Source organism: Mariniflexile aquimaris (assembly GCF_042676825.1).
In the GTDB taxonomy this organism is placed as follows: domain Bacteria; phylum Bacteroidota; class Bacteroidia; order Flavobacteriales; family Flavobacteriaceae; genus Mariniflexile; species Mariniflexile aquimaris.
Map to the genome: position 1 here is coordinate 735008 of NZ_JBHTIB010000008.1, position 13346 is coordinate 748353.

At 35.9% G+C, this 13346-nt stretch carries 6 protein-coding genes; all 6 read left to right on the plus strand.

Translation table 11 applies throughout. From position 1 onward, the window contains the following. The first annotated feature begins 74 nt into the window (after positions 1-74). Complete coding sequence (locus ACFQ0I_RS07855; RefSeq protein WP_379940994.1) at positions 75-2528, plus strand: T9SS type A sorting domain-containing protein; 2454 nt, start codon at positions 75-77, stop codon at positions 2526-2528. 205 nt (positions 2529-2733) lie between these two features. Further along, positions 2734-4641 carry a hypothetical protein gene (locus ACFQ0I_RS07860; protein ID WP_379940996.1) on the plus strand — a complete coding sequence of 636 codons (1908 nt, stop codon included), beginning with the start codon at positions 2734-2736 and terminating at the stop codon, positions 4639-4641. A 15-nt stretch (positions 4642-4656) separates the two neighbouring features. Then, the gene (locus tag ACFQ0I_RS07865) at positions 4657-7431 is read left to right on the plus strand and encodes a family 78 glycoside hydrolase catalytic domain (RefSeq protein WP_379940998.1); all 2775 of its coding nucleotides are present in this window, start codon (positions 4657-4659) and stop codon (positions 7429-7431) included. 6 nt (positions 7432-7437) lie between these two features. Further along, positions 7438-10218 carry a family 78 glycoside hydrolase catalytic domain gene (locus tag ACFQ0I_RS07870; protein ID WP_379940999.1) on the plus strand — a complete coding sequence of 927 codons (2781 nt, stop codon included), beginning with the start codon at positions 7438-7440 and terminating at the stop codon, positions 10216-10218. 75 nt (positions 10219-10293) lie between these two features. Next, complete coding sequence (locus tag ACFQ0I_RS07875; RefSeq protein WP_379941001.1) at positions 10294-11712, plus strand: sulfatase family protein; 1419 nt, start codon at positions 10294-10296, stop codon at positions 11710-11712. A gap of 14 nt (positions 11713-11726) precedes the next feature. Continuing rightward, on the plus strand, positions 11727-13319 hold the full coding sequence (locus ACFQ0I_RS07880) for a sulfatase (protein ID WP_379941003.1): 1593 nt from the start codon (positions 11727-11729) through the stop codon (positions 13317-13319). Positions 13320-13346 lie beyond the last annotated feature (27 nt).

The following is a 13346-nucleotide window of genomic DNA, read 5'->3' on the forward strand; positions in this document are numbered from 1 at the left end:
GCAGTACAGAACAGGACATATTTCGATTCTTATCTAACTATCTTTATGAAGTTTATTGCTAAAAGAAAAGAACTATGAAAAGAAATTACCTTGTTATTAGTAAATATGTAGCATTAATATCTACTTGTCTCCTCTTGTTTGGTATACAAGTATTACAAGCTCAAGTAACTTTAGAAAACGAAATTAAAATCACCGATTTTGGCTTGCATTTCGATGGTACTCAAGTTTCATCGGGTGCTGCTAATGCAGGGGATTCTGCTCCCTATGACTTTTATTTCGGTCGAAATATTTCAGCTCATGGCGATTGCATAAAAACCTATAACGAATTTGTTTTTATGACATGGTATAAAGGTGGTAAATCCGAACGTAATGTGATGCTAACTCGTTACAATACCATTACTGGCACCATGGCAACTATCGAGTTTCCGCATCGTCACACTGGATATCAAAACAAATATTGGATTGGAGAATCTCACAACACCATAGCTGTAGGTGTAAGCCCAATAAATGGAACCATTCATTTATTGTACGATATGCATTCTTATGATAACAATAGGCCTTCAGATGGTAGTTTAAGTAACGATTATTTTAGGTATTCCTATTCTATCGCAAATGCTGCAGCGCTTCCTGATGTAGACTTCACCCTCGATAAGTTTGTTCAAAATTCAACCGGAGGCTATAAGCATTTAAGCCTTAACGGTGGTGTGGATTATAGCAATTTTTCGGCACTAACGTATCCTAAATTTTTCTTAAACGATATGGGCGATTTATTTATGTACATGCGTGAAGGTGGTAATAATAATGGTGCCTATAAATTTTCTAAATACAATGCCAGTAACTCTACCTGGTCTAGTTTCACACAATTCAATGTATTAAATGCCAAGAATCAACCAGGGATAACTTATAATTGGGGTCTTTATGGAGATATTAAGTATGTAAACAGAAAAATGCGTATCGGTTTTCAGAAAAGATCAGCCAATAATACAGATAAGTACGAATATCAAAATGGGGTGTATTATGCCTATTCCGATGACCAAAACGGTTTTACAGGTTGGAAAAACCACCAAGGGCAAAGTTTTGCTTTACCGTTATATGACGCTGATTTTATAAAAGTTATGGAGCCAGGGGATTATGTTCAAGGTACCAATGCAAACTCCATAAGTATTGTTAGTGGTTTTGATTGGACGGTTACTGAACAGGGAGACGTTCATATAATTAGTAGGGTTAGAGATAATCAATTTGGTGTAACAAAAAATTTGCACACATATAAACCTGCTGGAGCAACCGATTTTATAACGTCGGAAGCCTTTTCAGGTGCCGATGAAATTTACACATCTGGGGATAATATCTTTATCATAGGTTTAACCTCTGGAGGTCGTGTATATGTTGAAAAGGCCGAAGGAGGCACTAATAATTTTACGAGGGTTTATGAAGCTACTTCTGGAAGAACTTTTGATCATGGACAGATCTATATAAAAAACGGCAAACTGTATTATTACTTAATGGAAAACGGTTCGGGGAATGCACTGCCACTTTATTTGCAAATTATAGATTTAGATATTATTCAAGACCCGTTTAGAGTTTCTTTATCCTCGCCCAGTAATGGAAGTATTTACAATGTTGGTGAAACGGTACAGATTTCAGCCGATGCTGTAGATGAAAACGGAAGTATTTCTAAAGTAGAATTTAAGGTTAATGGTGCTCTTTATGGCGAAGATACAACAGCTCCATATTCCATAGATTGGACACCTAGTACAGCTGGTGATTATACCGTGCAGGCTGTGGCTTACAACGCTAGTAATGCGACTGTTTCCTCTCCAGAAATAACAGTAAATTTTAGAGTGTTCGACCCAACCGATTTAACAGGCGCTATTTATCGCATCAAGAATTTTGTAACTGGTAAATACATGCATTCGGTAGACTCTGATGTTGTTGAAAGTGATAATAGTACTAATGTAGCTCCTGGAGATAAAGAATGGGAATTTGTAAAAGCTGGGAATTATTACAATATTGAAAGTAAAAGATCGGACAAGGGAATATTAAGAGCGGCAGGGAATCCTCCTAACGATATTATTAATACAGGTTTTGCAGCGCCTAGAGAAGATAGTGACAAACAATTTGTGGTTATTTATAATAGTACAGATGGCACATATCAATTCCAAACACGAAATGGTTCCAATTATATATATCACAATGTTAACGGCATCATAGAACATGTTTCAACTTCAGATGATAGGTCTAAATGGATTGTAGAATCTACAACCTTAAGTGTGAATGATAAAGCATTTGAAAAAGTATCTTTAAAAGTATTTCCAAATCCGGCAAGCAAAAGTTTTACCATAGCATTAAAAGATGCCAATAATGCTAACATTGTAATAAGCGATATGTTAGGTAAAATAATTTATAAAAACACTTTAGAAAATGGTAAGTTGTTGATAGAGAATGATGGACGATTTAAATCTGGTATGTATCTTGTAAAAGTAACGAGTGAACGTCAATCTTATTATACCAAATTTGTTTTAAAATAAAAGACCAAAATGTAATGTTTTTATTCAACCTGTGAACTTAGCTTCACAGGTTTTTTTATTAAATTACTTTTCTTAATTTAATGGATACCACAGATCCCATCAATTTAAACCCGACTAGAGCAGGATAGATTTTAAATGATACGGGCATATCTTTAGTGCTAATTGTACAAAAAGATTAAAAATTAAAAATTTAAATTTTTAAAACATGAAAAGACGTTCTTTTATGCATTTAACTGCAATAGGAAGCGCTAGTTTACTATTGCCTATGTATGCGTGTAGAAGTGGTCATAAACAGGAAGAATTAAAAGGGACGACTGATTTTGAAGCGTTATCATTAAACCTGTTAACCACATGGTGTGATGCTATGATACGCGATCAAATTAACGATCCAAATAATTCGGTTACACACGGGGCTTTATATTGTCATGCTTGCGAAGATATCCACGGGCGTTGCACCGATGCCGTGTATCCATTAATGTATATGGCCGATAAAACGGGTGAACAAAAATACTTAGATGCCGCCATAAAATTAATGGATTGGTCTGTAAACGTCGATTTGCCCGATGGTAGTTGGACCAATATGTTAGACCCAAAATCGTGGAATGGAACTACTGTTTTTGGTTCAATCGCCTTAGGGGAAGCACTGCACCATCACGGGCATCTGCTTTCAAAAGAAATGAAACAAAAATGGGAAGCGCGTTTAAAACGGGCCATCGAGTATGTCTATTTAAAATTTGATGACAATTTTAGTCATATCAATTACCGGTTTACCGCCATTTATGCTTTGTCATTTTTAGGCGATTATTTTAATGAAGAAAAATATATAAAAAGAAGTGATGAGTTAGCGCTTTTGATTCCTAAATATTTAACGGAACCCAATAAGCTACTCTATGGTGAGGATCATCCAGATGATGAAAAAAGTGAAAAAGGCTTACTTCCCATTGATATTGGCTATAATGTAGAAGAATCTTTAAATGGGGTTGTGCAATATGCGGTGCATAAAAAAGATGAAAAGTTAATACAATTACTTACCGAGTCCTTAAATGGCCATTTGGAATTTATGTTGCCCGATGGTGCTTGGGATAACAGTTTTGGTACACGGCAAAATAAATGGACTTATTGGGGAAGCAGAACAACCGATGGTTGCCAACCAGCCTTTACGTTGTTAGCCGATAGAAATCCAGCTTTTGGTACCGCGGCTATTTTAAGCACTGAATTATTACAACGATGTACGGTAAATGGTTTGTTAGCTGGTGGTTTACATTACGAATCTTATGGCGAAAAGCCTTGTATGCATCATACGTTTGCGCATGCTAAAAATGTGGCGTTTGTTTTAGATAATTCTAAAAAATTAAAGAACGTAAACAAGAAAACACCAATTCCAAGAAAAGTGAATGATGGGGTAAAACACTTTCCAGAACTCGATGTGTGGTTGGGCGCTAGAGGTCCATGGCGAAATACCGTATCTAGTTATGACCAAATATGGAAGAAAAAATATTCGGTAGCAGCTACAGGTGGTTCGTTAGCGGTATTATGGCATGAAAAAGTGGGACCATTATTCACCGCCAGTATGGTGGAATATATGGAAGTAGAACCATACAACCAACAACCACAACCGGGTGAGGACTTTTGTTTAACGCCACGCGTAGAGCGCATGGTTGATAACGTTTGGTATACAAATATTCAAGATTTAAAGGCAAAAGTTTCGGTGACAGATTTCAATGGAGAAATCAATTTTTCTGTCAATACAATACTGACTGACAGAGATAAAGCGACCTTAAAATCAGATGGCGCATTTGCACTAAATTATTTGTTTGATAAAGAAAAAACAACCATAAAAGCCTTAAGAACATCTTCAGAAGCAAACGGCGATACTTTGGTACTGCCTGTTATTTCACCAACGGGTGAAAAAGTTGTAAAAGTTTCAGATACTAAAATTGAAATTCATAAAAAAGAAGGAATAGTGGTTTTGGAATCCAATGTGCCTTTAGCAATTAAAAAATCTCTAAAAGAGCGCATATTCAATCAGGTTCCCGGAATGGAAGTGTTGCCAATTATGGTGGCTTTTCCTGAGGGAATAAAGGAGGTTGTTTGTTCCATTCAAGTTATTTAAAAAAATACTAAAAAAATGACGCTTAAATCGCTTTCAATATTCAGTGCATTCGTTTTTTTGGTAACGCTTTCAAGTAGCGCACAATTATTAATTCCTCAAGAATTAGTGGTTTCAGAAGGTTTTATAAACCCCATTGGTTTTTATAATGCCCAACCTACTTTTTCTTGGAAATTGCCCATTTCTAAAACTATAAAAAGTCAATCAGCATATCAAATAGCGGTTGCTTCAAACCCAAAATTGCTTCCTAACAATCCAGATTTATGGGATTCTAAAAAGCAAAAAAGTAATCAATCGGCATGGATAAAATATGCTGGCACAAAGTTAGATTCTCGTGAGAAAGTATATTGGCAAGTACGGTACTGGAATCAAAATAATAAGGTTTCAGACTACAGTGAAATCAATTCATTTGAATTAGGATTGCTAAAAAACAGCGATTGGAAAGCGCAATGGGTTGGCTTAGATACAGCAAAAGATAGTATTAAAGGGGTTCGTAAGTTTTTAATGCACAGACCTCAATATTTAAGAAAAGGATTTGAATTAGCTTCAGAGGTAGTTTCAGCACGATTATATATCACTGCAAAAGGCGTTTTTGATGTGCATTTAAATGGTGAAAATGTGAGCGACGATGTAATGCCTCCGGGTTGGACGCCCTATAATCATCGTATTGAAACCATTACTTATGATGTTACAAGATTTTTGGAAACAGGTAAAAATGCCTTAGCTGTTGAATTGGCTTCAGGTTGGCATTCAGGTAGAATTAGCAGAGGAACTGCCCTTTATGAAAATTTTTCATCGCCTAAAATATTATGTCAGTTAGAAATAACCATGAAAGATGGTTCAAAGAAAACCATTTTATCTGATGAAAGTTGGAAAGGAACAACTAATGGACCAATAAGGTTGGCAAGCATTTATGATGGCGAAACTTATGATGCCAATCTTGAAATGCCAAATTGGACAACTTCAAATTTTGATGATGCATCATGGGAAGAGGTTGAAACCGAATCAATAGCAGATGCTGTTAAACTAGAGCCAAAACGCCACAGCACTGTAAAGAATAAAACAATTATTAATGATGTCGAGATTGTTTCAGTAAAAGATAATTCAGCTATTTTTAATATAAAACAGAATATTGTAGGCATTCCAAAAGTGAAAGTGCCCATGAGAAAAGGGGATACATTAACAATTCGTTTTTCAGAAATGCTTTTATCTGACGGAACATTTTATACCCAAAATTACCGTTCAGCACAATCCACGGATTATTATATTTCTGCCACAGATGGGATTGTAGAGTATACACCAAAATTCACGTTTCATGGATTTCAGTTTGTTGAATTAAGTGGGTATGACAAAGATGTGACTCCAGATGCTAGTTGGGTTCAAGGAGTTGTACAGCATTCAGATTTTCAATCAAATGGCGTGTTTTCATCTTCACATGAAAAATTAAACCAACTGCAAAGCAATATCACTTGGGGTTTGCGTGATAACTTTTTTGATATCCCTACTGATTGTCCACAACGCGATGAACGGTTAGGGTGGACAGGCGATGCACAAGTAATTGCGCCAACTTCATTATTTAACTTCCAGACTCATGCGTTTTGGACCGCTTGGTTGCAAAGCTTAAGAGAAAACCAATCTGAACATAAAAACGGTTTGGTGCCTTATATTGTGCCAGATGTTATTCAAAATAAAAATGCCAGTTCAGGGTGGGGCGATGCTTGTGTAATTATTCCTTGGGATATTTATAATATAACAGGTGATATCACCGTACTTGAAGAGAGTTATGAATCGGCAAAAAAATGGGTTGGCTACTATCAATCAAAAGCAGAAAATTACATTCCCAACATGCATTCTTTTGCAGATTGGTTACAACCTTATCCAACGGGTGAGGGAAAAGAAGGAAATCGCGGTGATACCCCCAAAGAATTAATAAGTACTGCTTTTTTTGCACATTCAGCGCATTTGGTATCTAAAATAGCAGGTGTTTTAGGAAAAACAGAAGATGAAACGAAATATAAAGATTTATATAAAGCTATTGCTAACGCATTTGAAAATCAGTTTTTTGACGAAAATGGAAGGTATAATAATGATAAACAAACACAAACAAGCTACTTACTTGCCATACATTTTGATTTGTTAAAAACAGAAACCAAACCCAAGGCACAACAGCATTTACTTGAAGAAATTAAGAAAGCCGATTACCATTTAGGAACTGGATTTTTAGGCACCCCTATTTTACCTAAGGTTTTAGATAATATGGGAGAAATAGATTTGATGTATAAAATACTATTCAAGGAAACTTACCCATCTTGGTTTTATTCCATTAATCAAGGCGCAACAACCATGTGGGAACGTTGGAATAGTTATAGTAAAGCCGAAGGCTATAACCCACAAAGCATGAATAGTTTAAATCACTATGCCTACGGTGCTATCGGCCAATGGATGTACGAGCGTATTGCAGGAATCGCTTCTTTAGAGCCAGGATATAAGAAAATTAGAATGGCACCAATACCTAATGTTGAGTATTTGAAATCGGCTTTCGCAAGTGTAAAAACACCTTATGGAGAAGCATCATCATCATGGAAAATTGAAGGTAATTCCTTTATTCTTGATATTGTGATTCCACCAAACACATCTGCAGAAGTACAAATTCCTTATGGTAATAAAGAAAATTTACTTGTAAACGGAAACGATTTCACTGAAACTTCTAATTTAAAATTAATCAGTTCTGATAAAAATCTAATCAAGGTTTTAGCAGAACCAGGAACATATAAATTTCAAACGAAACTTTAAATCAAAATGACAAAACAATCAAATTTTGCAATTGCTTTTTATGCCTTATTAAGTCTGGTTATTCTTAATCTTACAAGCTGTAAAAATCAACAACCTTTTTTACAAAATGCTGAAAGCTTAACAATTTCAGAAGGCTTTAAAAATCCTATGGGATTTTACAATGCTACACCAACGTTTTCATGGAATTTGCCCGTTGAAACAGATGTAAAAAGCCAATCAGCATATCAAATTGTGGTGGCTTCAAATCCCGATTTGCTTCCAAATAAAGCCGATTTGTGGGATTCTAAAAAACAAGTTTCAGAGCAATCAACGTTTATAGCATATGCGGGTAAAAACTTGAATTCTCGTCAAAAAGTATATTGGCAAGTAAAATATTGGAATCAAGAAAATGTGGCATCTAATTGGAGTGAAATTAATCATTTCGAATTAGGATTGTTAAACAATAGCGATTGGCAAGCAAAATGGATTGGGCTAGATACTAAAAAAGAAAACGTTTTAGGAAGCCAGAACAATATAGTTCACAGACCTCAGTACTTAAGAAAAGGCTTCGAGCTGTCTAATGAGATAGCTTCAGCAAGATTATATATCACAGCCAAGGGCGTTTTTGATGTAGCAATTAATGGTAAAGATGTTAGTGACGATGTTATGCCCCCGGGATATACACCTTATAAAAAACGTATAGAAACCATAACTTATGATGTTACTAATTTAATAGAATCTGGTAAAAATACTATTGGAATTGAAGTCGCTTCTGGATGGCATTCAGGTCGCTTAGGTTGGATGGAATCGTTTTGGAGTGATACCGAATCGCCTAAAATTTTATGTCAGTTAGAATTAACCTTGAAAGATGGTTCTAAGAAAGTAATCATTTCAGACGATTCTTGGAAAGGAACTACCAACGGCCCCATTCGATTATCTGAAATTTACGATGGTGAAACTTACGATGCTAATTTGGAAATGCCTAATTGGACAACCAATAATTTTGATGATAATAATTGGGTACATGTTAATGCTTTCGATATAGATGCTACCATTAAGTTAGAACCAAAACGTCATAATACAGTTAAATCTAAAATAGAATTAGCTGCCAAAGAGATTATAAAAAGAGATGGTACAGTTATTTTCGATTTTCAACAGAATATGGTAGGGGTTCCTTTGTTAAAAGTACCTATGAAAAAGGGACAAACTTTAAAAATTCGATTTGCAGAAAAGTTATCTCCAGATGGTACTTTTTATACAGATAATTATAGAAGTGCGCAGTCTACAAATTATTTTACAGCTTCAAAAGACGGTGTAATAGAGTGGATGCCAAAATTCACATTCCACGGATTTCAATATGTAGAGTTAAGTGGCTATGACAGTACAAAAGAACCATCAAAAGCCTGGGTGACAGGATTAGTGCAGTATTCAGATTTTGAAGAAAACGGAACGTTTACATCATCGCATGAAAAATTAAACCAATTACAAAGTAATATTGTTTGGGGACTTCGAGGTAACTTTTTCGATATCCCAACGGATTGTCCACAACGCGATGAACGCATGGGATGGACTGGTGATGCACAGGTGTTTGGGCCAACATCTATGTTCAATGCTAATGTGCATAATTTTTGGGCAAGTTGGTTGCAAAGTGTTCGCGAGTCGCAATACGATAATGGCGGTATTCCTTGGGTAGTACCAGATGTTTTGTATAATAACAAAGTTAGTGCTGGTTGGGGTGATGTGTGTGTTATTATTCCTTGGAAAATTTATTATAGAACAGGCGATAAGAAAATTCTTGAAGAAAATTACGAAACTATGAAAGGTTGGGTAGCATACCATGAAACTTCTTCCAAAGATTTTATCTCATCTATGGGAGGTTTTGCAGATTGGTTACAACCGCTTCCTGCTAATGGAGATAATAAAGGTGATACATCTCACTCTTTAATAGGAACGGCATTTTTTGCACATTCGGCTAATCTTACTGCTAAAACAGCGGGCGTGTTAGGCAAAATTGAAGAGCAAAAACAGTATGAAGCCTTGTATAAAAAAGTAGCAGAGGCCTTTGATAAAAAGTTTTTTGATGACCAAGGAAAAATTAAAGAAGTAACAGAAACGCAAACATCGTATTTGTTAGCATTGGCGTTCGGTTTGCTGCCAGACCATAAACTTGAACAAGCTAAAATTAATTTGTTAGCAAAAATTAAAGAAGCCGATAATCATTTACGAACTGGTTTTTTAGGCACACCATTATTATCTGAAGTGTTAGACGAAATGGGCGAAATAGATTTAATGTACACCTTACTCTTTAATGAAACCTATCCATCGTGGTTTTACTCCATCAATCAAGGTGCCACGACCATTTGGGAACGCTGGAATAGTTATAGTAAAGAAGAAGGCTTTAACCCGATGAATATGAATAGTTTAAATCATTATGCGTATGGTGCCATAGGCGAATGGATGTACGAGCGTATAGGAGGCATTGCACCATTAGAACCGGGTTATAAAAAAATAAGAATAGCACCACAACCTGGAAATCCGCTTAAATCGGCTGCTGCAACTTATAACACGCCATACGGAAAAGTATCATCTTCATGGAAAATAGAAAATAACCAATTCCATCTGGATGTTGTAGTACCGCCAAATACAACGGCTACAATTTTGATACCTGCTAACGCAAAAGAGGAATTGCGTTTAAATGGTGAAGTTTTTAAACAAGATTCAAATGTTAAATTGATTAAAAAGGAAAATGATTTCTTTGAAATTTCGGCACCATCAGGCACTTATAGTTTTCAATCAACAATTAAATAAATTTATATCATGAGAGTGAATATGGTTTCCATCTTATTATCAGTTTTGTTTTTTATGCAACTAAGTTGCGTAAACGTGACAAAGACGGTTAAAACAAGCCAATCTAAAAAACCGAACATCGTATTTATTTTAACAGACCAATGGCGTGGATCTGCTTTAGGATATGCAGGCGATCCAAATGTAAAAACACCTAATTTAGATGCACTGGCCAAAACCTCGGTTAATTTCACTAATGCCGTATCGGTTACCCCAGTATGCACACCGCATAGAGCGGCCTTATTAACAGGTCGTTTTCCAACTACAACAGGCATGTTTTTAAATGATATTTACTTACCGAGTGAAGAGTTATGTATGGCCGAAATTTTTAAGGCAGAAGGCTATAATACGGCCTATTGGGGGAAATGGCATTTAGATGGTCATGGTAGAGAAAATAATGTAGCACCAGAAAGACGACAAGGGTTTGATTATTGGAAAGGTGCCGAGTGCGACCATAATTATAACAAAGAACATTATTATGCTAATAACGATCCTGAAAAAAAATATTGGGAAGGCTATTCTCCCTTTTCAATAGTTAAAGATGCTAATGAATATATAAGCAACCATGCAAAAGACACGAACCCTTTTTTGATGGTTATATCGTTAGCAACACCACATTATCCTCACGATAGTGCGCCTCAAAAGTATAAGGATATGTATCCGCTTGAAAGTATAAAATTGGCTCCGAACGTTTCAGAGCAATGGAAAGACAAAGCTTTACAGGAATCACAAGGTTATTATGCACATTGCACCGCTACCGATGAGGCTATCGGGCAGGTATTGGATAAACTAAAGGAATTGAATTTAGACCAAAATACCATCATCGTATTTTCTTCAGACCATGGGGAGATGATGGGAAGTCAGGATGTTAAGCCATTTACAAAACAATTAGCATGGGACGAATCCATCAGAGTACCTTTTTTAATAAGTTACCCTGGCATAGGTAAAAATAAAGGAACCACTGTGAACGCACCAATTAATACACCCGATATTCTTCCGTCATTATTAGGTTTGGCAAAAATTTCTATTCCTAAAACCATAGAAGGTGAAGATCTTTCAGAATTAATTAAAAATCCAGACCCAAATGAAGACCGTGCTGCATTGGTTATGAATGTGAGTCCTTTTACTGGCAATTATAAAGATTCGGCTTATCGAGCAATTAGAACAAAGCAATATACTTATATAAAGACAGTAGATGGTGATAATAGTCTTTTTGATAACATAAAAGATCCGTATCAAATGACCAACTTATTTGATAAATCCGAGGTTAAGGAGATTCAACACGATTTAGATGATAAACTATATAAAGAGTTAAAAAAAAATAATGACCCATTTAAGGATAGAAATTATTACTTAAAAAAGTGGAATTATGTTCTTGATGAAACCAAGCACGCCATTGATTATTGGAGTTGGTCAAAAGGAAAAGGAGTGGTGCAATCACCTAAATTAATTAATTAGTATTTTTTATAATAATGAAAATCTTAGGTGTTAAATTGGTTTATTATTTGTTAGTTGGCCTGATTGTGATGACGTGTAAATCTAATTCGCAACTAGCAAAAATCGAAAAACCAAACATACTTTTTATTTTGGTTGACGATTTAGGCTATTCAGACTTAAGTTGTATGGGCAGCAAATTTTATGAAACACCTCATGTTGATGCCATTGCAGAAAATGGTGTTTTATTCACAGATGGTTATGCAGGAGCCCAAGTATGTAGTCCAAGTAGAGCCACCTTGTTAACGGGGCAATTTACGGCTAGACATGGTATAACCGACTGGATTGGAGCGCCTGTTGGTGAAGATTGGCGCAAAAAAGGACGATTTACAAAAGTGCTTCCTGCAGCGTACAAAGATCATATAGATGTAAATACCATTACACTACCCATGACATTAAAAAATGCGGGCTATTCCACGTTTTTTGCTGGAAAATGGCATTTGGGAGAAGAAGGTCATTATCCAGAACAATACGGATTCGATATTAACGTAGCAGGAAACCATAGCGGTAGTCCCGCAGGTGGATACTTTGCGCCTTTTAATAATCCGCAATTAGAAAATCATAATGCCGGCGAAAATTTATCAATGCGTTTGGCTAAGGAAACAGTAAACTTCATAAAAGCATCAAAAGACAAACCATTTTTTGCGTATTTATCGTTTTATGCGGTACATGGCCCTATTCAAACAACAAAAGAAAAGTGGTCGAAATATCGTAACAAGGCCGAAAAATTTGGAATTGCAGAGCAAGGCTTTGAAGACGGCGATTTATTGCCAATACGAAAATATCAAGACAACCCTGTGTATGGAGGATTGGTTGAAACCATGGACGATGCGATAGGTTTGGTGCTTAATGCACTTAAAGAAAATGGTTTAGACAAAAATACCATCGTTATTTTTACCTCAGATAATGGAGGCGTTACATCAGGAGACAATTATTCGACCAATTGTCTTCCATTAAAAGGAGGTAAAGGTTATCAGTGGGAAGGTGGTATTCGAGTTCCATTTATTGTTAGTGTACCCTGGATGCCTAATCACGGAAAAAAGAGTGCTATTCCCGTTGCTGCGAGCGATTTTTTTCCAACAATCCTTGATTTAGCGAATTTACCCATGCCATTAAACGCACAAATAGATGGTGAAAGTATTGTTCCAGTATTAGATGGGAAATCGTTAAAAGAAAGACCTTTATATTGGCACTACCCTCACTACGGAAATCAAGGCGGCAGACCCGTTTCCATAATGCGAAAAGGCGATTGGAAACTAATACATTTCTGGGAAGATAACCACAACGAATTATATAATTTATCGCAAGATATTCACGAAGACTCTAATTTAGCAAAACTTGAGCCAAAGCGTACAGAAGAGATGGCAAGTCAACTTTTAAATTGGCTTGAATCAGTTGGCGCGAAATATCCTAAACCAGACCCGCTTTACGATAGCTCAAAAGAGCAGGAGGCCATAGCAAATAAAAAGGCTCAGGTTTTTAAAAGTCAAGAAGAACTTAGAAAAAATATGTTAATGCATAACTGGCAACCTAATGCTACTTGGTGGGGAAGTATTCAAACTAAAGATTAAAAATTAAATGATTTTAAAAACAAAAAG

Bases quoted from the DNA above. Each gene is read 5' to 3' on its own strand.
- ACFQ0I_RS07855 (WP_379940994.1), top strand. From the start codon at position 75: ATGAAAAGAAATTACCTTGTTATTAGTAAATATGTAGCATTAATATCT.
- ACFQ0I_RS07865 (WP_379940998.1), top strand. From the start codon at position 4,657: ATGACGCTTAAATCGCTTTCAATATTCAGTGCATTCGTTTTTTTGGTA.
- ACFQ0I_RS07860 (WP_379940996.1), top strand. From the start codon at position 2,734: ATGAAAAGACGTTCTTTTATGCATTTAACTGCAATAGGAAGCGCTAGT.
- ACFQ0I_RS07870 (WP_379940999.1), top strand. From the start codon at position 7,438: ATGACAAAACAATCAAATTTTGCAATTGCTTTTTATGCCTTATTAAGT.
- ACFQ0I_RS07880 (WP_379941003.1), top strand. From the start codon at position 11,727: ATGAAAATCTTAGGTGTTAAATTGGTTTATTATTTGTTAGTTGGCCTG.